Genomic DNA, 22,157 nt, shown 5'->3' on the forward strand with positions numbered 1-22,157 from the left:
TCTCGCAGGGTGTCCGTTGTGTCCCAGGCCACAGCTCATCAGACGCGGGGGTCCGATGACAAGAGTCCACGGCCAAATTGGTTTAGACCTGTGTGAGGTGATCGTTCACACCGGACTGCGCAGCTCCTCCGCCGCGCTCCCGTCCTCTCTCACGTCCGCGAACACCGTCCCGGTTCGACCGAGCAGATACGCCTGCGCCTCGCCCACGTGGAAGTACATCCCGTGCAGCTCCAGCTCCCCGGCCGCCAGCGCCCGCGCCACCGGGGCGTGTGCCCGCAGGTGCTCCAGTTGCTGGACCACGTTGGTCAGGCACAACTGCTCCACCGCGTCGGCCGGGGCCCGCCCGGCCAGCCGGGGCCGGGTGCGTCGGTCGTCGGCCATCCGTTCCAGGCTCGGCAGGCCGTGCCTGAGCCACCGCCCCAGCGGCGTCGCCGCACCCCCGGGCTCGGCGGTCAGCAGCGCCTGCATCGCCCCGCACCCGGAGTGCCCGCACACCGTGATGGACCGCACCTTCAGTACGTCCACGGCGTACTCGACGGCGGCCGCCACCGAGTCGTCGCCGTACTCCTCGCCCGGAGCCGGCGCCAGGTTGCCGACGTTGCGGACGACGAACAGGTCACCGGGACCACTGGCGGTGATCATCGACGTGACGAGCCGGGAGTCGGCGCAGGTGAGGAAGAGCTGCGCGGGACGCTGCCCCTCCCGTGCGAGCCGCGCCAGCTCCGCCCGCACCAGCGGCGCGGTGTTGCGCTGGAACGAGCCGATTCCACGGGTGAGTTCCCGTCCGGCCTCCCGCCCCGCGTTCCGTCCGGCCTCCTGGCTCGCCGGGGCGGCGGCATCCGGGAGGCAGGACCGGTGGTTGCGCCAGGGCGACCAGGGACGGCAGTGGCACCGGGTGAGCGGGGGCGGCCCGGCGGGTGCGGCCGGTTCGGTGGGCGGGGTTTGTTCGGCAATCGGAGTGGGCCCGGTGGGCAGGGTCGGTTCGGCGGTCAGGGCCGGTTCGGCGGTCCGGATTCCGCTGCGCCGGCCCGTCAGCTCGGCCGTACCGCCGTGCGCGGTGTGGGAGGTGCGCCAGTCCTGCAGTGACTCGTAAGCCGCGTGGTCCATGAACGATCCGTCCAATTCCACGACGGCGTGCGCGCCGTGGGGCACGAGATGCAGGGACCGGCTGAGCCGGGGCACCGCAAGGAATGTCAACTGACCTCGGACTCTTACGTGATGGACTCCTTCCTTCTCTTCGTGGGTGATGCGGGTACGGGTGAGGCGGTTCAGGGCGAGGGTGACCGCCACGGCGATCCCGAGGAGCACGCCCTCAAGGACGCCGAGGAGCACCACACCGAGTGTGGTCGCGGCGTAGACCAGCACTTCGCGGTGGCGCGTCACCGTGCGGATGTGGTGCAGGGACACCATCTGGATACCGACGGCCATCACCAGGGCGGCGAGGGAGGCGAGCGGGATCTCCTCCAGGGCCGGGACCATCAGCAGCGCGGCGACTACTACGAGAACGCCGTGCAGCATCGTGGAGTTCCGGCTCATCGCACCCGATTTCACATTCGCGGTACTGCGCACGGCCACCCCGGCCACCGGCAGTCCGCCGAGCGCCCCGGAGACCAGGTTGGCGGCGCCCTGGCCCAGCAGCTCCCGGTCCAGGTCGGAGCGGCCGATGCGGGGGGCCGGGCCGGGGCGGGCCGCGACCAGTTTGTCCACGGCCACCGCGCCGAGCAGCGACTGCACGCTGCACACCAGGGTGGTGGTGAGGACGGCGGCGGCGAGGCCCAGCGCCGGGCCCTCGGGCAGTCCGGCCAGAGCGTGGCTGCGCCAGGACGGCAGGTCGACCCGGGGCAGGGTCAGGCCGGTGAGGGCGGCCGTGGCGGTGGACCCGGCGACGGCGACGAGGGCGGCCGGCACGCGCCGGAGCATCCGGCCGATGCGGCCGGGCAGGCGGGGCCAGGCCAGCAGCAGGGCGAGCGTCACCATGCTCATCGAGACGGCGGCCGGCCGCAGGTGGGCCAACTGGGCAGGCAGACCGCGCAGGTTGGCGAGGACGGAGCTGTCGGGGCTGCCACCGAGGACGATGTGCAGCTGGGCGACGGCGATGGTGATGCCGATCCCGGCGAGCATGCCGTGTACGACGGCCGGGCTGACCGCGAGCGCGCCGCGCGCCACCCGCAGGCAGCCGAGGCCGAGTTGGGCGAGTCCGGCGAGGACGGTGATGCCGCAGGTGGCTCGCCAGCCGTAGCGGTGGATCAGGTCGGCGGTGACCACGGTGAGTCCGGCGGCGGGGCCGCTGACCTGGAGCGGGCAGCCGCCGAGCCGGCCGGCGACGAGTCCGCCCACGGCGGCGGCGACGAGGCCGGCCTGGAGCGGGGCACCAGTGGCCAGGGCGATGCCGAGGGACAGGGGCAGGGCGATCAGGAAGACCGCGACGGACGCCGACAGGTCGGCGCTCGCGACGGGGAAGTGGCGCCGCCCGCCGGGCGGCGGGCTGTGCGGCGGGTGCGGGTGCTGGGTATGCGGGGGTGCGCAGGCTGACATGGTCCCGTCTCCTCCGGGGCGGCGGGATGGAGCAATGCTTGGCAAAGGAAACGTAATGCCGCGTAAAGGCCATTCATAACTTTTCGTGGCAAATGGCCCAGCCGATCCCTCGCATGAGCTAACTAATCGCTTGATCGGCTTGTCGTTCTAATTCCTTCTCGGTCCCGTGCGACCTTGGCGGCGCTGTCGGTTCAAGCCCGGCGTATCACCAGAAAACGGCCCTCGTCAGCGCTTGCCTGAGAGAAGGAAGAAGGTGGGCGGAACATGGCCGCCACCCAGAGGATCGCCGTCGGCGCCGTGGTCGCCGCGGCCTTTGCCTCGTCGCTTGCCGGTTGTGCGACCGGCGCCGACGGCTCCCACGGTTCCAAGCAAGCTGCGCCCGGCCCGCAGAAGGGGGCTCCGGCTCCGGGCAGCGTGTTCCGGCTGATCGGCGACGGCTCCACCGCGTACACCGGCGGGCAGCCGCATCTGCCCAGACCCGAGCGGCTGAAGCCCGATGAGAGGCCGCCGCAGTTCGTGGTGTTCTCCTGGGACGGCGCGGGCGAGGACAGCCGGAAGCTGTTCTCGCACTTCCGCCAGGTCTCCAAGGAGAACCACGCGACCATGACGTACTTCCTCAGCGGTGTGTACATGCTGCCGGAGGAGAAGCGCGACCAGTACAAGCCGCCCCAGCATTCGCCGGGCAGCTCCGACATCGGCTTCAACGACGAGAAGGGCATCGCCGACACCGTCAAGCAGGCACGGCTGGCCTGGCTGGAGGGCAATGAGATCGGCACGCACTTCAACGGCCACTTCTGCGGGGCCAACGGCGGGGTCGGCACCTGGTCGGTGGAGGAGTGGGAGAGCGAGATCGCCCAGGCCAAGCAGTTCGTGAAGACCTGGAAGACCAACACCGGCATGAGGAAGTCGGCCCCGCTGCCCTTCGACTACGACAAGGAGCTGATCGGCGCCCGCACCCCCTGCCTGGAGGGCCAGAAGAACTTCATGAAGGCGGCCCGCCAGTTGGGCTTCCGCTACGACTCCAGCGGGGTCAACAACCAGGTCTGGCCCAAGAAGAAGGACGGGCTGTGGGACCTGTCGATGCAGCTGGTGCCGTTCCCGGGGCACCCCTATGAGCAGTTGACCATGGACTACGACTTCATGGTCAACCAGTCCGGCGCGAAGGCCCAGGGCGACCCGGACAAGTTCGACTACTGGGGCGACCAGATGCGCGACGGCCTGGTCAAGGGCTTCTACCGGGCCTACGACGGCAACCGCGCCCCGCTGATCATCGGCAATCACTTCGAGTCCTGGAACGGCGGCACCTATATGCGCGCCGTCGAGGACACGGTGAAGGAGGTGTGCAACAAGCCCGACGTGCGCTGTGTCTCCTTCCATCAGCTGGTGGACTGGCTGGACGCCCAGGACCCGAAGACCCTGGAGAAGCTGCGCACCCTGGAGGTGGGCCAGGCCCCCAGGCAGGGCTGGGCGTCCTTCCTCTCCGGCCGCCCGGCCCCGGCGCCCAAGGGTGTGCCCGGGGCGCCGGCGCTCAGGCCTTAGGCGTCACGCGGAACCCATAGGTGTCACGAGCAAGCCATGGGCGCCACGCGCAAACCGTGGGCGCCACGCGCAAACCATGGGCATCACACGACGGTTGTGGCGTCCGCGCCGAGGCTTTCGCCGAGCATGAATGCCGGGTCGACCTGCGCCGCCAGGTCGGCCCCGGTGCGCTCATTGCCCCACGCCTCGGCGTTCTTCAGGTGGAAGTGCACCATCTGGCGGGTGTAGCGCTTCCAGTCCCGCAGCTCGTACGTGGCGTCCACGGCTGCTCGGAGGGTGTGCAGGGCGCGGGTGTTGGACTCCTCCAGCAGATCGAACCGGGGCGGCCGGCCCTTCTCCATGGCGCGCACCCAGTCCGAGCCCCCGACCGTCACGAGCAGGTCGTCCCCGACTTCCGTGCGCAGGAAGTCGATGTCGTCCTGTTCCTGGATCTTGTTGCCGACGACCTTCAGCGCGACGCCGAAGTCGCGGGCGTACTCCTTGTACTGGCGATAGACGGAGACCCCCTTCCGGGTCGGCTCGGCGACGAGGAATGTCATGTCGAAGCGGGTGAACATGCCGGAGGCGAAGGAGTCGGAACCGGCCGTCATGTCGACCACGACGTACTCGTCGGGACCGTCGACGAGGTGGTTCAGGAACAGCTCCACCGCTCCCGTCTTGGAGTGGTAGCAGGCGACGCCCAGGTCGGCGTCCGTGAAGGGGCCGGTGACCATCAAACGGACGGCGCCGCCGTCGAGTTCCACCGGACGCGCACAGGCGTCGTAGACCGGATTCGGTTCCCGCACCCCGACCAGCCGCGAGCCCTCACCGGGCGGGGTCGTCTTGATCATCGTGGCGGCGGAGGCGATGCGCGGGTTGCTGCCGCGCAGATAGTCCTTGATCAGCGGAAGCCGTTCGCCCATGGCGGGCAGCGCGGCGGCCTCCGCGTCGTCGAGTCCGAGCGCGGGCCCGAGGTGCTGGTTGATGTCCGCGTCGATGGCGACCACCGGGGCGCCGGTGGCCACGAGGTGGCGGATGAAGAGGGAGGAGAGCGTGGTCTTGCCGCTGCCGCCCTTCCCGGCGAAAGCAATTTTCATGTTCACCAACGGTAGTCGGGCGATAGCTGTAAGTGGCAGTCGGACGTGAAGAAGACCACTCCTTCGAGGGGTCGGCCGAGGGGATGCGTAATGTCGTACTCATGAGTACGACAGGCGCGAACGCCGACCCGCTCGCGGCCCTGGGCTCGCTGCCCGGCGTGGCCGACTCCGTGGAATCCGTGCGCAAGGCCGTGGACCGGGTCTACGGGCACCGGATCATGCGCCGCCGCAGCGCCGAGATCACCTCCGAGGCGGCCCTGCGCGGTGCCCGCGGCTCCGCGGCGCTGTCCGGCGCCGACTGGGCCCTGGAGGAGGTGCGGCGGCGTACCGACTTCGGCGGCGACGCCGAGGCGCGCGTCATGGGCGCGGCCCTCAGGCTGTCGGCGGAGGCGGGACAGCTGCTGTCCATCTGGCGGCAGTCGCCACTCAGGGTGCTGGCCCGGCTGCACCTGGTGGCCGCGGCGAGCAAGGACGACGAGATCGGCAGGCCGCGCCAGGCCGGCGAGCCGGTGGATGAACCGCTGATCGAGGTGCCGCTGCCGGACGCCGAGGATGTCTCCGGGCGGCTGGAGGGGCTCGCGGACCTGATCATCGCGGGGACGTCCGCGCCCGCGCTGGTCACGGCCGCCGTGGTGCACGGCGAGCTGCTCGCGCTGCGGCCCTTCGTGTCGCACAACGGCCTGGTCGCGCGCACGGCCGAGCGGATCGTCCTGATCGGCAGCGGCCTGGACCCGAAGGCGATCTGCCCGCCGGAGGTCGGCCACGCCGAACTGGGCCGCGCCTCCTATCTGGCGGCGCTGGACGGATACGTCTCCGGCACCCCCGAGGGCATGGCGGCCTGGATCGCGCACTGCGGCCGGGCGATCGAACTGGGTGCGCGCGAGTCGACGGCGGTGTGCGAGGCGCTGCAGCGCGGCGCGGCCTGAGAGAACGTCCCGGGAGCTGCCCCGGACACAAATGCGGCGGTACGAGTCCTCGTACCGCCGCTGGCATGTTCACCGGGTTACCAAGCGTCCTCGATATCTGCCCATCAGGTCGGGGACTTTGCCCGTCACCTGGTGCGGCTGGCCCGTAATCGACGGGTCGACGTCGCGTGGGTGCTCGGTGTCAATGCGTGGTCCGTGGGCCAAGTGCGTAGTGGTAGGTGATCCTCTCGGATGTCCTTTGGTCTCGCGGGCCTAAGGTCTTTGTACCGCGAGCCCGGGGGAAGCGAAACCCCTGCCTCCGGTTCTTTACTTTTAGGTTCAAACGAGGGTGAAACGGGCCTCGGTCGGGTCGTGCTTCGACGTCAGGCGGTGCTCGGCGTCCGGCGGTGCTTGGGCGTCTGGCGGTGCATGGGCGTCAGGCGGTGCTTCGCCGCCGGCTGGCGTACCAGACGAGGCCGGCGGTCGCGGCCGCCGCTCCTATGGCCGCCGCCGCGACCAGTGTGGGGCGGGCGGGGACGGAGAACGCGGGCAGCCGCTTCTTCAGCGGGACCGGCCGGCGGAACTCCAGGACCGGCCAGCCGCGCGCGAGTGCCTCGCGGCGCAGGACGCGGTCCGGGTTCACCGCGCGCGGGTGCCCCACGGCCTGGAGCATCGGCAGATCGGTCGCCGAGTCGCTGTAGGCGTAGCACCGGTCGAGGTCGTAGCCCTCGGACGCGGCCAGCTCCCGTATCGCCGCGGCCTTGGTCGGGCCGTAGGCGTAGTACTCCACCTCTCCGGTGAAGCAGCCGTCCTCGCCGACGACCATGCGCGTGGCCACCACCCGGTCCGCGCCGAGCAGTTCGCCGATGGGCTCGACCACCTCGGCGCCCGAGGTCGACACGATCACCACGTCCCGGCCGGCCGCATGGTGCTCCTCGACGAGGGAGGCGGCCTCGTCGTAGATGATCGGGTCGATCAGGTCGTGCAGCGTCTCGGCGACGATCTCCCGCACCTGCTGCACGTTCCAGCCGCGGCACAAGGTGGACAGATACTCGCGCATGCGCTCCATCTGGTCGTGATCCAGGCCGCCGACCAGGAAGACGAACTGGGCATATGCGGTACGCAGCGCGGCCCTGCGGTTGATCAGCCCGCCTTGGTAGAAGGACTTGCTGAAGGTGAGCGTGCTCGACTTCGCAATGACCGTCTTGTCCAGATCAAAGAAGGCTGCTGCGCGGGGCAAGGAGTGGTTTTCCACGCCCCAGAGCATAGGCGCCCGCCATTCGGCGTAAGGTGGGGCGCGTGGGTTTGCCTGAGAGGGCTCTCGGGTACACCATGGAAGTCACGGATCGTTCGCGACCGTGCCAACCCGGTCCGACTCCTCCCCCCCCGAGTCGGCCGTGGGGACGACCCCCGCTCTCCCCCCCGGCGGGGGTCGTCGCATGTCCGGACGCGTTTTCTCCTTCCTCCCCTTTTCCCACGCGACCGCGGGGTCGGTACGACGCCGCCGTGGCCGCCGCTTCTGTGTGCCCGTGATCCGTCACTCCCGGTAATCGTCGCGCTGCTCTGAGGAAGTCGCACAGGGATCGGTACAGAGCTCACCGGTATGGGTGACGGCGATATTCACAGCCCTCGAGTTGTCCACAGTTTTCGACCAAGATCCACATGATTTCGCGGATCGCTGCACCGTGATTCCAGCGCGCTCGGCCGCGGCGAGTTCATGGCCGGTTCCGATTGCCGGAGCGCCTATGGCCGGTTTCTGTCGGCCGCTCATATGGGGGGCCGCTTGCCGGTTCTTCACACCTTTGGGAATCGCGTGGCCGCAGGGGCTGCGCGGCCCACGCAGCGAAGGGGGAACACCTGTGACCGCAGCCGTCACCCACGACCCGCCGCCCGGCACCCCGGACCGGCCGGGCAGGCCGCTCATCGTCACCGAGGACGCCGAACTCCTGGACGACCTGCTGCGCCTGTGCGCGGCTGCCGGCGCCACACCCGAGGTCCACCACGGCGTCCCCGCACACGGCGACGGCTGGGAGGCGGCCCCGCTGGTGCTGGTCGGCGACGACGTCGCCCGCCGGGTCGGCGGGGCCACCCGTCGGCGCGGAGTGGTGCTGGTCGGCCGCGACCAGGACGACCCGGGGGTGTGGCAACGCCCCGTCGAGATCGGCGCCGACCACGTCCTGATGCTGCCCGACGGCGAGCAGTGGCTGGTCGACCGCATCGCCGACGTCGCCGAGGGAGCCGGCCGCCCGGCCCTCACCGTCGGGGTGATCGGCGGCCGGGGCGGGGCCGGCGCCTCCACGCTCGCGTGCGCGCTCGCCGTCACCTCCGCGCGCGAGGGACTGCGCACCCTCCTCGTGGACGCCGATCCGCTCGGCGGGGGACTCGACGTACTCCTCGGCGGCGAGAGCGCCGACGGACTGCGCTGGCCCGCCTTCGCCGCCTCCCGCGGCCGGGTCGGCGGCGGCGCCCTGGAGGAGTCGTTGCCCGAACTGCACTCCCTGCGCGTGCTGAGCTGGGACCGCGGCGACTGCGTCGCCGTACCGCCGCAGGCCGTGCGCGCGGTGCTCGCTGCCGCCCGCCGGCGCGGCGGCACGGTCGTGGTGGACCTGCCCCGCCGTCTCGACGACGGGGTCGCCGAAGTCCTCGCCCAGCTCGACCTGGCGCTGCTCGTCGTCCCCGCCGAACTGCGCGCGGTCGCGGCCGCCGGGCGGGTCGCCTCCGCCGTCGGCATGGTCGTGCGCGACCTGCGCGTGGCGGTGCGCGGGCCCTACGCACCGGGCCTGGACGACCGGGAGGTGTCCCGGTTGCTCGGCCTGCCGCTGGCCGGCGAGGTACCGGTCGAACCGCCGCTGCTGCGCCCGCGGGGTGGTGCGAAACCGCCCGCCGCGACCGGACGAGGCCCGCTCGCCCGTTTCTGCACGAATTTCTGGGAGCGCGCACTGGTCGAGGCCGGAGGCGCCCGATGACCCTCCCCGGACTCGACCGCGCGGACGGCGCCGCCCTGCTCGACGGCGTCCGGCGCCGGCTGGCCGAGAGCGGCGCCGAACCCACCCCCGCGCGCGTGGCCCAGGCCCTGCGCGAACAGGGCCGGGTGCTCGGCGACGCCGAAGTCCTCGGCGCGGCCCGGCAGCTGAGGTCCGAACTCGTCGGCACCGGGCCCCTGGAGCCGCTGCTCGCCGATTCGGACGTCACCGACGTCCTGGTGTCCGCCCCCGACCGGGTGTGGGTGGACCGCGGCGGCGGCCTGGAGCTGACCCCGGTGACCTTCGCCGACGCGGCGGCCGTACGACGCCTCGCGCAGCGGCTGGCCGCCGTGGCCGGACGCCGGCTGGACGACGCCCGGCCGTGGGCGGACGCCCGGCTGCCCGACGGCACCCGCCTGCACGCGGTGCTGCCCCCGGTCGCCGTCGGCTGCACCTGCCTGGCCCTGCGGGTCGTACGGCCCCGGGCGTTCACGCTGGAGGAACTGGTCGAGGCCGGCACGGTGCCGCCAGGCGGCGACCGGATCCTCAAGGCGCTGCTCGCGGCCCGGCTGTCCTTCCTCGTCAGCGGCGGCACCGGAAGCGGCAAGACGACCCTGCTCAGCGCCCTGCTGGGGCTGGGAGCGGCTGGAGCGGCTCCTGCAGGCCGGAGCGGACTCGGAGAGGGGTGCGGCAAGTGATCGGTGAGACGTCCATGGGCGCGGCGCTGATCTGCCTCGGTGCGCTGGTCTGGCTGCTGGGCGGGCGGCACTACGGAATGCGGCGGGCGCGGCTGCTGCTCGCGGGCGGCGGAGTGGTGGCGACCGGCCCGCTCTCCTGGGACCGGGCCCTCGCGGAACTACGGCGGCTGCGCGACCGGTTGGGAGCCGAGTGGTGGGCCCTCGCTGCCGGTCTGCTGCTCGGGTTGCTGGGAGCCTCGGTGATTCCGGTCGTCGTGGGGGCGGCCGGGGTGCCGGTGCTGCGCCGGGTGCGGCTGGCCCGGCAGGCCCGGCGGGTTCGGGAGGGGCGGGCGGACGCGGTGATCGTCCTGTGCGGGGCTCTCGCCGGAGAGGTGCGCGCCGGACGACAGCCGGGCGAGGCACTCCTGCGGGCGGCGCGGGACTCCGGCGGGCTCGGCGAGGCGCAGGCGGCCGTGGTCGCGGCGGCGCGGTTCGGCGGGGACGTGCCCGGCGCGCTCACCGCGGCGGCCCGGCAGGCGGGCGCTGAGGGCCTGCTCGGGCTGGCCGCGTGCTGGCGGGTGGCCGTGGACCAGGGGGCCGGGCTCGCGGCGGGCCTGGACCGGCTGGACGCGGCCCTGCGCGCCGAGCGGGACCAGCGTGCCGACCTGCGCGCCCAGTTGGCAGGTGCCCGCGCGACCACGGTACTGCTCGCCGTACTCCCCGCCCTCGGCCTCCTCCTCGGCTCGGCCATGGGCGCCGACCCGCTCCACGTCCTCCTCCACACAGGCGCCGGCCTCGGCTGCCTGGCGATCGGATCCGCCTTCGAGGCGGCCGGGATGTGGTGGGCCGTGCGGATCGTGCGGGGGGCGAGGGTGGTGTGAGCGGGGCGGGGGTGCCGGGAGCGGTCTGCGGGGGAGCGGCGTGTGCGGGACGGGGCGCGTGATGGTGTGCGCCGATTGGGACATGTGGGGAGAGCGGGCGGTATGAGCGGGGAAGTTGTCCACAGGCTGGGGACGGTCGGGGGCGTTGTGCTGGTCCTCGGCTGGGCGGTTCGGTGGCTGGAGCTGGTCCGCAGACGGCGTCGGGCGCGTCAGCGGGTTGCCGAGCTGCTCGGTCTGGACGTGCCGGTGCCCAGGCGGCGGTTCGCGTCGGCGGGCACGCTGCGGCGGTGGCTGCCGGTGGCCGGGGCGGTGTGCGGTGCCTGGGTCCTGGTCGGCGGTGTGACCGGGGCCGTGCTGGGGCTGGGTGCCGGGGTCGTGCTGCGGTGGTGGCGGAGCCGGCAGTTGGCGGTCCGCCGGGCGGAGCCGGTCGGCACGGCCGCCGCCATACGCCAACTCCCGCTCGCCGCCGATCTGCTGGCCGCCTGCATCGCGGCCGGCGCCGGACCGGTGATCGCCGCACAGGCGGTGGGGGAGGCGCTCGACGGGCCGGTGGGTCAGGCGCTGGCGCGGGGTGCGGCCGAGGTGCGGCTCGGCGGTGAACCGGCGTACGCCTGGCGGCGGTTGGCCGAACTGCCCGGCGCCGGAGCGCTGGCGCGGTTGCTGGAGCGGGCCGACGAGTCCGGGCTTCCGGCGGCCGGCCCGGCCGCCCGCCTCGCCTCCGACGCACGCGCGCAGTGGGCCCGCACCGCGACGGCCCGGGCCCGGCGCGCGGCCGTACTGATTTCCGCGCCGGTGGGCCTGTGCTTTCTGCCCGCCTTCATCGCGGTCGGCGTGCTGCCCGTCGTGATCGGCCTCGCGGGCGGCGTGATGGGAGGCAGGTGAGGCGTACCAGAGCGAACGAGCCCAGGCGGACAACGAACCGAGCAATCGCAGAGAACCACAAAAGACCTGAATCCCAGGGGGTTGGAATGCACAGGAAGATCAAGGAAGCGACGGCGGTCCGGCTGCGGGGAAAGCGCCGCAGGGATGCCGGAATGGTGACGTCCGAGTACGCGATGGGGATCATCGCGGCCGTCGGGTTCGCGTTGCTGCTCTACGAGGTCGTCACCAGCGGCCAGGTTCGGACGGAGCTGCAGGACATCGTGAAGAAGGCCCTCAGTGCGCGGATGTGAGCGAGGGGCGGACCGGGGGTTCGTGACCGCGGAGGCGGCCGTGGTGCTGTGCGTGCTGGTGACGTTCACGATGGCGCTGGTCTGGGGGCTGCTCGTGGTGGCCGCACAGATCCAGTGCGTGGACGCCGCCCGCATCGGCGCCCGGGCCGCCGCCCGTCAGGACCCGGCCGACGCCGTGGTGACGGTGACCCGGGAGGCCGCGCCGCGCGGCGCCCGGGTGACGGTCGGGCGCGAGGGCGACCAGGTACGGGTGACGGTGGTGGCCAGACCGCCGGTGCTCAGCGGGTTGCCGTTCGAGGTGCGGGAGCGGGCCGTCGCACCGGCCGAGGAGACCACGCCGGCCGAGCAGACAGCGGTGATCGGGGAGGCGGAGCCGTGAGGCGAGGTGGGGCGAGGGATCGGCGGCAGTCAGACCGGGGGTCCGCCACCGTGTGGAGCCTGGGGGCGATGGCCGTGCTGTGCGCGGTGTTCGGCGTCGTGCTCGCGCTGGGGCAGGCCGTCGTCGTCCGGCATCGGGCGGCCGGCGGCGCGGATCTGGCGGCGCTTACGGCGGCGGCCCACTGGGAGGAGGGCGGCGCGGCGGCCTGCGCGCGGGCCGGGCGGGTGGCGGCCGCCCAAGGGGTACGGCTGGTGCGGTGCGCGGTCGTCGGCGAGACCTCGGACGTGACGGCGGCCTCGGGAAGAGGGCCGTTCGCGGCAAAGGCCAGGGCCAGAGCGGGGCCGGTGGAACCGGAGCCAGCGGGATCCGCGCCAGGTGGATCCGTGCCGGAGGCCCGCGTGCCGGGAGGACTGGCGTCGGAAGCCGCCCCCGTACCGCAAGCCCCCATGCCGAGCACGATCAAGCCCGCGACGCCCGCCCCGTAGCCGGCGCCTCCGCCCGCTGTTCCCCCGCGGCCGACTCCTCCGCCCCCCATTCCCCCGGCCTCTCCTCCGGTGCCCCCCGCAACAGCACCGTGAGGAGCCGTACCGCCCCCCTCTTGTGCAGCGGGTCGTTGCCGTTGCCGCACTTGGGGGACTGGATGCAGGACGGGCAGCCGGCCTCGCACTCGCAGGAGGCGATGGCCTCGCGGGTGGCGGCGAGCCAGGTGCGGGCGGTGTGGAAGGCACGCTCGGCGAAGCCCGCGCCGCCGGGGTGGCCGTCGTACACGAAGACCGTTGGCAACAGGGTGTCCGGGTGCAGCGGGATCGAGACGCCGCCGATGTCCCAGCGGTCGCAGGTCGCGAAGAGGGGGAGCAGGCCGATGGAGGCGTGCTCGGCGGCGTGCAGGGAGCCGCCGAGGATCTCCGGGGTGATCCGGGCCTCGTCGAGCTGGTCGTCGGTGACCGCCCACCACACCGCGCGGGTGCGCAGCGTACGAGGAGGGAGGTCGAGTTTGGTCTCACCGAGCACTTCGCCGGTGATGAGGCGTCTGCGGAGGTAGGAGACCACCTGGTTGGTGACCTCGACCGAGCCGTAGCAGAGGCGGCCGGCGCCCCAGGGGATCTCGGTGTCGGTTTCCAGGATGGAGATGGAGGTGGTGTCGCGGGCGACCGTGGAGTACGGCGGGTCGGCCTGCTCGACCAGCGCGACCGAGTCCTCCAGGTCCAGCTGGCGTACCAGGTAGGTGCGGCCCTGATGGAGGTGGACCGCGCCTTCGTGGACCGCGGAGTGCGCGGCGCCCGCGTCGACCGTGCCGAGCAGGCGGCCCGTGCCGGACTCGACGATCTGCACCGGGCGCCCGCCCGCACCGCGGATGTCGGTCAGGTCGGCGGCTCGCTCCCGGCGTGTCCAGTGCCAGGCCTTCGTCCGCCGACGGAGCAGCTTCGCGGCCTCCAGCTGCGGCAGCACCTCCGCGCAGGTGGGGCCGAAGAGGTCCAGGTCCTCCTCGGTCAGCGGGAGTTCCGCGGCGGCGGCGCACAGGTGCGGGGCGAGGACGTAGGGGTTGTCGGGGTCGAGGACGGTGGACTCCACCGGCTGGTCGAACAGGGCCTCGGGGTGGTGGACCAGGAAGGTGTCCAGCGGGTCGTCGCGGGCCACCAGCACGGCGAGCGCGCCCTGCCCGGAGCGGCCCGCGCGGCCCGCCTGCTGCCACAGGGAGGCGCGTGTGCCCGGGTAGCCGGCGATGACCACCGCGTCCAGGCCGGAGACGTCCACGCCCAGCTCCAGGGCCGTCGTGGCGGCCAGTCCGAGGAGTTCGCCGGAGTGCAGGGCGCGTTCCAGGGCGCGCCGCTCCTCGGGGAGGTAGCCGCCGCGGTAGGCCGCGACACGCCGGACCAGGGAGCGATCGACCTCGGCCAGCTTCTCCTGGGCGATCACCGAGATCAGCTCGGCGCCGCGCCGGGACCGTACGAAGGCCACCGAGCGCACGCCCTGCACGGTGAGGTCGGTCAGCAGATCGGCGGTCTCGGCGGTGGCGGTACGCCGTACGGGCGCACCCTTCTCGCCGTGCAGCTCGGTGAGCGGCGGCTCCCAGAGGGCGAAGACCAGCTCCCCGCGCGGGGAGGCGTCGTCGGCGACCTCGGTCACCGGCAGACCGGTCAGCCGGTGGGCGGCGACGGCGGGCTCGGCGGCCGTCGCCGAGGCCAGCAGGAAGACCGGCGAGGCGCCGTATCGGGCGCACAGACGGCGCAGCCGGCGGAGCACCTGGGCGACGTGCGAGCCGAAGACGCCCCGGTAGGTGTGGCACTCGTCGACGACGACGTACTTGAGGGACTTCAGGAAGGAGGACCAGCGCGGGTGGGAGGGGAGTATCCCGCGGTGCAGCATGTCGGGGTTGGTGAGGACGTAGTTGGCGTACTGGCGGATCCACTCCCGTTCCTCGAACGGGGTGTCGCCGTCGTACACGGCCGGGCGCACCGAGGTGCCGAGCGGCTGTGAAAGTTCCTTCACCGATCGGCACTGGTCCGCCGCAAGTGCCTTGGTGGGGGCCAGGTACAGCGCGGTGGCGCCTCGGCCGTTCGGAGCCTCGGCACCGTCCATAAGGGTGGACAGGACGGGCACGAGGTACGCGAGGGACTTGCCGGAGGCGGTGCCGGTGGCGACGACCACCGAGTCGCCGTCCAGGGCGTGCTCTGCGGCCAGCGCCTGGTGCGCCCAGGGGTGTTCGATGCCGCACGCCTGGACGGCCGCGATCACCTCGGACCGGATTCGGTCAGGCCAGACGGCATGGCGGCCCGCCCGCGGGGGCAAGTGCTCCGTATGAGTGATGCGCGCAGACCGGCTCGGCCCGGAGGCGAGCCGGTCGAGGACCGCGCCCGGAGACGGGCGGGACGCCGGGTCCGCCGGGGATCGATCGGATCGGTGATTCTTGGCCATCGGCACCGAGTGTGTCACTGGCGTGACGGACAATGGAGCCAAGGCGTCGTGCACGCCTGCCGGTAAGTGATTGAATGCCATCGCGGCTGGCGATGCGTCCCGGGGGCCGCCGAGGTGTCCCGAGGGGCGTCCGCTCGATAGCAAGGTGCTGGAGGATCCGTGGACCTGTCCCTGTCGACCCGTACCGTCGGCGATCGTACGGTCGTCGAGGTCGGTGGCGAAATCGATGTATACACCGCGCCCAAGCTGCGCGAGCAGCTGGTCGAGCTGGTGAACGACGGCAATTTCCACCTCGTCGTCGACATGGAGGGCGTGGACTTCCTCGACTCCACCGGGCTCGGCGTGCTGGTCGGCGGCCTGAAGCGAGTGCGTGCCCACGAGGGCTCGCTGCGCCTGGTCTGCAACCAGGAGCGCATTCTCAAGATTTTCCGTATCACCGGCCTCACCAAGGTGTTCCCGATCCACACCTCGGTCGAGGAAGCGGTGGCGGCCACCGACTGACCCTGGACCGGTCACCGGCGCCGGACTCCCGTCGGAGTCCGGACGCCGGCCGGTTCCGTCCGGCCCGCTGAGTACGCGGCCGGTGCGTCGACCGGTTCCGTCCCGGGCTTTGGAGCGGCCCGGGGCACAGAAGCACATCAGGGGGTGCGGGCTCTCGGCGGCCCCGCCCCCGACCGCACGCCCGTAGTCGCTAGGGGGATGCATGGCCACCGTCGAACTCCGCTTCAGCGCGCTGCCCGAGCACGTCCGGACCGCCCGGCTGGTGGCGGCAGCGGTGGCACGCAGGGCCGGGGTGGACGAGGCTGTCCTGGACGAGCTCCGGCTCGCCGTCGGCGAGGCCTGCTCCCGTGCCGTCGGACTGCACCAGAGCAGCGGCATCAGCGCGCCTGTGAAGGTGGCGCTGATCGAAGAGGAGAAACAGTTCTCCATCGAGGTCGGTGACGAGGCGCCGCACGCCGCCCCGGGCGGCACGCCCGGCGCCGGACAGGCCGGCGAGGCTGAGATCGAGGAGGACGAGATGGGCCTCGCGGTCATCAGCGGCCTCGTCGACGACGTCCAGGTCTCCACCGGACACGACGGCGGCCTGATCCGCATGACCTGGCCGACCACACCCCCGGCCACGGCGCTGGTCTGAGCGCCGCCGTACCACTTCACGAGGGCCCTGCCGAGCAGGGCCCTCGGTGTTTTTCCGACGTCAGGCGGCACCTTTCGAATTCGTGAAGGAATTCACGATCATTGACAATGCCCTGGGGGCATTACTCCATTCGGGTTGTCGGGCGGGATCTCGATCATTTACTGATGAGTCGGCGGAGGCGGATTCCGTTTACCGCGCTCTGTTTAGATCACACTGAGGTACCTAGAATCCCCACATCTTGAGCTCAGCCCAAGCGTCAAGGAGGACGAATGGCGGGGCTTTCTACCCCTCAATCGGGTCATCCCACATCCCTCGCAGCCGCAGTCCTGACCAACGACAACCGGATCATGGTGGCCGTCATCGCGGCGGTCGCCCTGGCCGCGCTGGTGGTCGCGGGGATCCTGGTGCGCCAGGTGCTGGCGGCCGGCGAGGGCACCGACAGCATGAAGCGGATCGCCGAGGCGGTCCAGGAAGGCGCGATGGCGTATCTCGCCCGGCAGTTGCGCACGCTCGGCGTATTCGCCGTCGTCGTCTTCTTCCTGCTCCTGCTGCTGCCCGCGGACGACTGGAATCAGCGTGCCGGACGATCGGTGTTCTTCCTGATCGGAGCGGCGTTCTCGGCGGCCACCGGCTATATCGGCATGTGGCTCGCCGTGCGCAGCAATGTCAGGGTCGCCGCGGCGGCCCGGGAAGCCACCCCGGCACCGGGCGAACCGCAAAAGGATCTCACCACCGTCTCGCACACCGCGATGAAGATCGCATTTCGTACGGGCGGCGTCGTCGGCATGTTCACGGTGGGGCTCGGCCTGCTGGGCGCCTCCTGCGTGGTGCTGGTGTACGCGGCCGACGCTCCGAAGGTGCTGGAGGGCTTCGGCCTCGGCGCCGCCCTGATCGCCATGTTCATGCGTGTGGGCGGCGGCATCTTCACCAAGGCCGCCGACGTCGGCGCCGACCTGGTCGGCAAGGTCGAACAGGGCATTCCGGAGGACGACCCGCGCAATGCCGCGACCATCGCCGACAACGTGGGCGACAACGTCGGCGACTGCGCGGGCATGGCGGCCGACCTCTTCGAGTCGTACGCCGTGACCCTGGTGGCCGCACTGATCCTCGGCAAGGCCGCCTTCGGCAACTCCGGACTGGCCTTCCCGCTGCTCGTGCCCGCGATCGGCGTCCTCACGGCGATGATCGGCATCTTCGCGGTCGCCCCGCGGCGCGCCGACCGCAGTGGCATGAGCGCGATCAACCGCGGTTTCTTCATCTCCGCGGTGATCTCACTCGCGCTGGTCGCGGTCGCGGTCTTCGTCTACCTGCCCTCGAAGTACTCCGCTCTCCGCGGCGTGACGGACGCGGCGATCAGGGGCAAGGACGGCGACCCACGGATCCTGGCCCTGGTCGCGGTGGCGATCGGCATCCTGCTCGCCGCTGTCATCCAGCAGCTGACGGGCTACTTCACCGAGACCAACCGCCGCCCGGTCCGGGACATCGGCAAGACCTCGCTCACCGGACCGGCCACCGTCGTCCTGTCCGGCATCTCGCTCGGCCTGGAATCCGCCGTCTACACCGCGCTGCTCATCGGGCTCGGCGTGTACGGCGCGTTCCTGCTCGGCGGTACGTCGATCATGCTCGCGCTGTTCGCGGTCGCGCTGGCCGGCACCGGCCTGCTCACCACGGTCGGCGTGATCGTCGCGATGGACACCTTCGGTCCGGTCTCCGACAACGCGCAGGGCATCGCCGAGATGTCCGGCGACGTCGAGGGCGCGGGCGCACAGGTGCTGACCAACCTGGACGCGGTCGGCAACACCACCAAGGCCATCACCAAGGGCATCGCCATCGCCACCGCCGTCCTCGCCGCGTCGGCGCTGTTCGGGTCGTACCGCGACGCGATCACGACCAACGTGCAGGACGTCGGGGTGAAACTCACCGGGCCGGGCGCGCCGCTGAGTCTGTCCCTGGACATCTCGCAGCCCAACAACCTCGTCGGCCTCATCGCGGGCGCGGCGGTCGTCTTCCTCTTCTCCGGACTGGCCATCAACGCCGTGTCGCGGTCGGCCGGTTCGGTGGTCTTCGAGGTACGGCGGCAGTTCCGTGAGAAGCCCGGGATCATGGACTTCACCGAGAAACCCGAGTACGGCAAGGTCGTCGACATCTGCACCAAGGACGCCCTGCGGGAGCTGGCCACGCCAGGTCTGCTCGCCGTCATGGCGCCGATCTTCATCGGGTTCACGCTCGGCGTCGGCTCGCTCGGCTCCTACCTCGCCGGCGCGATCGGCGCGGGCACGCTGATGGCGGTGTTCCTCGCCAACTCCGGCGGCGCCTGGGACAACGCCAAGAAGCTGGTGGAGGACGGCCATCACGGCGGCAAGGGCAGCGAGGCCCATGCGGCCACGGTGATCGGCGACACCGTCGGCGACCCCTTCAAGGACACCGCGGGACCGGCGATCAACCCGCTGCTGAAGGTCATGAACCTGGTCTCGTTGCTGATCGCGCCCGCAGTGATCAAGTTCTCCTACGGCAGCGACAAGAGCCTCGGCGTAAGGATCGCGATCGCGGTCCTCGCGCTCGTGGTGATCGTCGCCGCCGTGTACGTCTCCAAGCGGCGCGGCATCGCCGTCGGTGACGACGAGAGCGCCGAGCGGGTCTCCAACTCACCGAACACGGCGGTGGTTTCCTAGACCTTCCGGGAAGGCCCTGCTCAACGGGCGGGCGGACGGCGCGTGCTGACGTGCCGCCCGCCCGTTCCCGTCTGTGGGCGCGTCTGTGGGCTCGCCCACGTGGTGAGCCTTCTCTCTCTTGGTGCAAAGAGTCACAAAGGGCGCCTTAGGGGCGTTCGGGGAGTGGAGAGTGTGCGTCCGCCGTGTAGGGTCCGTGGGCCGATAGCCATGGAAGGGACCAATCCGGTGAACAAGAAGCTCGCGGCCGCACTGTCCGGCGGTGCGGTACTGGTGGTGACGCTGTCGGGATGCACCAGCAGCGGCGGAGACAAGGGACCCGACCCCAAGCTGGTCGCCTGGGCCAAGTCGGTGTGCGACGCGGTGCCCGCGCAGGATGCGAAGATCAAGGCGGCGAACGCGGCGATCAGCACGACGGCAGCCGACACGGCCAAGCCCGAGACGCTCCAGAAGACGGACTCGCAGGCCTTCCAGGACATGGCCGACGGCTACAAGGCGATAGCCACCGCCGTCAGCGACGCGGGCGCGCCTCCCGGTGTCCAGGACGGCGCCAAGCGGCTCCAGGACGTCGTGAAGAGCTTCAACGGTCTCTCCGCCTCCTACGCCGGCCTGAAGAAGCAGGTCGACGCGCTGAACACCAAGGACCAGGCCAAGTTCGCCTCGGGTCTGCACGACATCGCGGTGCAGATGACGGACCTGGAGAAGCAGCACAAGAGCGGCACGGACGCGCTGGAGAAGCTCCAGCAGGGCGACGTCAAGAACGCCATCGCCCAGCAGGCCAGCTGCAAGAAGGTCGCGGCCACGGCTTCGTCGTCCTCGTCTTCGTCGTCGCCGACGGCGGGCTGACCCACCCCTTGCGCAGGCGGGCTGAGACGAGCTCCGCCCACGGCTTCGGCTGGGGCCGGGGCGGCTCACGGCTGCGGCCGTGTCGCCGCTCCACGCGCGCCGCGTGCGTCGGCTGCGGGGCCCTTCCCGGCTGTCCGCCCTTCCCGGCAGTCGGCCGACGCCCCCGGTGGGCCGTGGCCCGGGCCGAGTCGTGAGGCGCGCCGGACTGCGTCGGTGAGGCGTGCTGAGGCCGCGTGCGGGAGGGGCCGCGGGCCACAATGGGGGGTGTGACTGACTCCGGACTCGCTTCACTGCCCGCTTCCGACCGGCCCGACATCGCCGCACGCCTGCGTGACGCGCTGCTGGCCGCCTCCTTCACCGCCGACGGGCTGCTGGACCTGCTCGGCGCCCCCGCGTACGCGGCGCTGGCCCGCAGCGAGACCGTGCCCGCCCTGAGGGCGACCCGTGGCGACACGCCGCTGGAGACGCTCGTACGGCTGTTCCTGCTCCAGCAACCGGTGCCGTACGCGCGCGTGGCGGCCGTTCTGTCGGCCGAGGAGGCGCTGGAGGCCGGGTGGCTCACGCGCGTGGGCGGCGACGCGGTGGCCGCCACCGTGGACGTACGGCCCTACGGCGGCCCGGGTGGCGAGGACTGGTTCATCGTCTCCGACCTGGGCTGCGCGGTCGGCGGGGCGGGCGGTATCGGACAGCGCGACGAGGGCGTCGTCCTGGGCGTCGGCGGCGCCTCCACGACGCTCGCCGGCATCACCGTCCGTACCCCCGTCGCCTCCGCCCTGGACCTCGGTACCGGTTCCGGCATCCAGGCGCTGCACGCCACGCAGCACGCCACGCGCGTGACGGCGACCGACCTCAACCCGCGCGCCCTGCACATCACCGTGCTCACGCTCGCACTCTCCGGTGCGCCCGCCGCCGACCTGCGCGAGGGTTCGCTGTTCGAGCCGGTCCGGGACGACGAGACCTTCGACCTGGTCGTCTCCAACCCGCCCTTCGTCATCTCGCCCGGTGCCCGGCTGACGTATCGGGACGGTGGCATGGGCGGGGACGATCTGTGCCGCTCGCTCGTTCAACAGGCGGGGGAACGGCTGAACGAGGGCGGGTTCGCGCAGTTCCTCGCCAACTGGCAGCACGTGGCAGGGGAGGACTGGCAGGACAGACTCAGGTCGTGGGTGCCGCGCGGGTGCGATGCCTGGATCGTGCAGCGCGAGGTACAGGACGTCACGCAGTACGCCGAGCTGTGGCTGAGGGACGCCGGTGACCACCGCGGTGATCCGGTGGAGTACCAGGCGCGGTACGACGCCTGGCTCGACGAGTTCGAGGCGCGCAAGGTCAAGGCGGTCGGCTTCGGCTGGATCACCCTGCGCCGGACGGGTTCCGCCGAGCCCGTCGTCACGGTGGAGGAGTGGCCGCACCCGGTCGAGCAGCCCCTCGGGGACGCGATCCGGGCGCACTTCGAGCGTCTCGACTATCTCCGGCAGAACGACGACGCGGCGCTCCTCGACAGCCACTTCAAGCTCGCCGCCGAGGTGGTCCAGGAGCAGGTCGGGCTGCCGGGCGCCGAGGACCCGGAGCACGTGGTGCTGCGCCAGCACCGCGGGATGCGCCGGGCCACCAAGGTGGACACGGTCGGCGCCGGGTTCGCGGGCGTCTGCGACGGCACGCTGAGCGCGGGCCGCATCCTCGACGCCATCGCCCAGCTCATGGACGAGGACCCAGTGGTGCTCCGCGACCGGACGCCCGCCCAGATCCGCCTGCTGGTGGAGCAGGGCTTCCTCGAGCCGGCGCACTGACCGAGCCGGGCGCGGCGACATGCTACGGCGGCCTGGGTCGCCTGAGGTACGCCGGGTACCGGTGCGGTCGTAGCCGTCCCCCGATGCCTTCGTGGCCGCGCCTGGATCATCGTCGTATGCCGTGGCACGGGCCGGGCGCGGACCGTCGGCGGGCGCCGTGACGGGCCCATGCTGCTGCCATGGACACGCCCATCTCGCTGCCTGACGCGCCGATGTCGGGAAAACGGCCGGAAAAATATGGATGCAACATCCGTCCGGAGCGCCAGTCGATCACGTGTGCGATATCACGTCGACCCGCCGTTCACCCCGATGTCGCCCGCCCGTCCCCGTTCCGTCTCCCGTGCGTGACAGTCTCCCGGCGCGGGCAGAGCCGGACGGCACGAAAGAGGTGGGCGGGGGATGGAGACAGGGCCGGCGATCTTCGCGGGAATGGTGTTCGCCCTGTTCGGAAGCGCCCTGCTGACCTGGACCGGTACCCGTCTCAGGCGCCGCGAGCCGGTGGCCCACGGTGTGAACCAGGTCGCATCGGTGGCCCTTGCGAGCGTGGCCGGGACGGTCGCGCTGGCCCTCGGCGTGTACTGCCTGAGCCGCCTCTGACGTCGGTGGGCGCGCGGCGTCGAGAGTGCCGCGGAAGTAAGAGGAGCGTCACGCTCCGGACATGCCTCGGGGTGGGTACC

At 71.8% G+C, this 22,157-nt stretch carries 18 protein-coding genes and 1 pseudogene; 15 read left to right on the plus strand and 4 right to left on the minus strand.

From position 1 onward, the window contains the following. Window positions 1–105: 105 nt before the first annotated feature. Window positions 106–2,535: a SulP family inorganic anion transporter gene (locus AB0M27_RS20445; RefSeq protein ID WP_365723265.1), complete on the minus strand. Its 2,430-nt coding sequence runs from the start codon at window positions 2,533–2,535 to the stop codon at window positions 106–108. A 264-nt stretch (window positions 2,536–2,799) separates the two neighbouring features. On the opposite strand from AB0M27_RS20445, the gene AB0M27_RS20450 reads away from it, so the two are divergent. Next, entirely contained in the window at window positions 2,800–4,074 is a 1,275-nt protein-coding gene (locus AB0M27_RS20450) for a hypothetical protein (protein WP_365723266.1), read from the plus strand. 83 nt (window positions 4,075–4,157) lie between these two features. On the opposite strand, the gene AB0M27_RS20455 is transcribed toward AB0M27_RS20450, so the two are convergent. Then, the gene (locus tag AB0M27_RS20455; protein WP_365723267.1) at window positions 4,158–5,150 is read right to left on the minus strand and encodes an ATP-binding protein; all 993 of its coding nucleotides are present in this window, start codon (window positions 5,148–5,150) and stop codon (window positions 4,158–4,160) included. 101 nt (window positions 5,151–5,251) lie between these two features. Here AB0M27_RS20455 and AB0M27_RS20460 point away from each other — a divergent pair, with 101 nt between their 5' ends. Beyond that, window positions 5,252–6,076 carry an oxidoreductase gene (locus AB0M27_RS20460; RefSeq protein WP_365723268.1) on the plus strand — a complete coding sequence of 275 codons (825 nt, stop codon included), beginning with the start codon at window positions 5,252–5,254 and terminating at the stop codon, window positions 6,074–6,076. Window positions 6,077–6,491: 415 nt separating this feature from the next. On the opposite strand, the gene AB0M27_RS20465 is transcribed toward AB0M27_RS20460, so the two are convergent. Beyond that, window positions 6,492–7,322 carry an HAD-IB family hydrolase gene (locus tag AB0M27_RS20465; protein ID WP_365723269.1) on the minus strand — a complete coding sequence of 277 codons (831 nt, stop codon included), beginning with the start codon at window positions 7,320–7,322 and terminating at the stop codon, window positions 6,492–6,494. Between the two features lie 592 nt (window positions 7,323–7,914). On the opposite strand from AB0M27_RS20465, the gene ssd reads away from it, so the two are divergent. From ssd to AB0M27_RS20500, 7 genes and pseudogenes are all read left to right on the plus strand, one after another. Then, on the plus strand, window positions 7,915–9,021 hold the full coding sequence (gene ssd, locus AB0M27_RS20470; protein ID WP_365723270.1) for a septum site-determining protein Ssd: 1,107 nt from the start codon (window positions 7,915–7,917) through the stop codon (window positions 9,019–9,021). Next, window positions 9,018–9,656 (plus strand): annotated as a pseudogene (locus tag AB0M27_RS20475) (ATPase, T2SS/T4P/T4SS family); the annotation flags it as partial. The gene ssd and the pseudogene AB0M27_RS20475, both read left to right, overlap by 4 nt. A 74-nt stretch (window positions 9,657–9,730) precedes the next feature. Next, window positions 9,731–10,576: a type II secretion system F family protein gene (locus AB0M27_RS20480; RefSeq protein ID WP_365723370.1), complete on the plus strand. Its 846-nt coding sequence runs from the start codon at window positions 9,731–9,733 to the stop codon at window positions 10,574–10,576. A gap of 102 nt (window positions 10,577–10,678) precedes the next feature. Then, complete coding sequence (locus tag AB0M27_RS20485; protein WP_365723271.1) at window positions 10,679–11,458, plus strand: type II secretion system F family protein; 780 nt, start codon at window positions 10,679–10,681, stop codon at window positions 11,456–11,458. Window positions 11,459–11,544: 86 nt separating this feature from the next. Beyond that, entirely contained in the window at window positions 11,545–11,748 is a 204-nt protein-coding gene (locus tag AB0M27_RS20490; RefSeq protein ID WP_365723272.1) for a DUF4244 domain-containing protein, read from the plus strand. A gap of 22 nt (window positions 11,749–11,770) precedes the next feature. Next, the gene (locus tag AB0M27_RS20495; protein WP_365723273.1) at window positions 11,771–12,127 is read left to right on the plus strand and encodes a TadE family type IV pilus minor pilin; all 357 of its coding nucleotides are present in this window, start codon (window positions 11,771–11,773) and stop codon (window positions 12,125–12,127) included. After that, window positions 12,124–12,612 (plus strand): Rv3654c family TadE-like protein, encoded by a 489-nt coding sequence (locus AB0M27_RS20500; RefSeq protein WP_365723274.1) that lies wholly within the window; start codon window positions 12,124–12,126, stop codon window positions 12,610–12,612. Before AB0M27_RS20495 ends, AB0M27_RS20500 begins: the two co-directional genes overlap by 4 nt. On the opposite strand, the gene AB0M27_RS20505 is transcribed toward AB0M27_RS20500, so the two are convergent. Beyond that, window positions 12,587–15,124: a DEAD/DEAH box helicase gene (locus AB0M27_RS20505; RefSeq protein ID WP_365723275.1), complete on the minus strand. Its 2,538-nt coding sequence runs from the start codon at window positions 15,122–15,124 to the stop codon at window positions 12,587–12,589. The two genes, AB0M27_RS20500 and AB0M27_RS20505, sit on opposite strands and share 26 nt — an antisense overlap. Before the next feature lie 78 nt (window positions 15,125–15,202). Between AB0M27_RS20505 and bldG the strand changes: the two genes are divergently transcribed. The 6 genes from bldG to AB0M27_RS20535 all read left to right on the plus strand — a co-directional run bounded on the left by bldG (window position 15,203) and on the right by AB0M27_RS20535 (window position 22,077). After that, a complete protein-coding gene (gene bldG, locus AB0M27_RS20510) occupies window positions 15,203–15,544 on the plus strand; it encodes an anti-sigma factor antagonist BldG (protein WP_010986038.1) in 342 nt (113 codons plus the stop codon). A 202-nt stretch (window positions 15,545–15,746) separates the two neighbouring features. Then, window positions 15,747–16,178 carry an ATP-binding protein gene (locus AB0M27_RS20515; RefSeq protein WP_365723276.1) on the plus strand — a complete coding sequence of 144 codons (432 nt, stop codon included), beginning with the start codon at window positions 15,747–15,749 and terminating at the stop codon, window positions 16,176–16,178. Between the two features lie 269 nt (window positions 16,179–16,447). Beyond that, window positions 16,448–18,850 (plus strand): sodium-translocating pyrophosphatase, encoded by a 2,403-nt coding sequence (locus tag AB0M27_RS20520; RefSeq protein WP_365723277.1) that lies wholly within the window; start codon window positions 16,448–16,450, stop codon window positions 18,848–18,850. Between the two features lie 207 nt (window positions 18,851–19,057). Continuing rightward, window positions 19,058–19,693, plus strand: a complete 636-nt coding sequence (locus AB0M27_RS20525; protein WP_365723278.1) for a small secreted protein — start codon at window positions 19,058–19,060, stop codon at window positions 19,691–19,693. A 257-nt stretch (window positions 19,694–19,950) separates the two neighbouring features. Continuing rightward, window positions 19,951–21,480, plus strand: coding sequence for a class I SAM-dependent methyltransferase (locus tag AB0M27_RS20530; protein ID WP_365723279.1), 1,530 nt, complete (start codon window positions 19,951–19,953; stop codon window positions 21,478–21,480). Window positions 21,481–21,879: 399 nt separating this feature from the next. After that, window positions 21,880–22,077, plus strand: coding sequence for a hypothetical protein (locus AB0M27_RS20535; protein WP_365723280.1), 198 nt, complete (start codon window positions 21,880–21,882; stop codon window positions 22,075–22,077). The last annotated feature ends 80 nt before the right edge of the window (window positions 22,078–22,157 follow it).

It is taken from the genome of Streptomyces sp. NPDC052107, assembly GCF_040680215.1.
Lineage (GTDB): Bacteria > Actinomycetota > Actinomycetes > Streptomycetales > Streptomycetaceae > Streptomyces.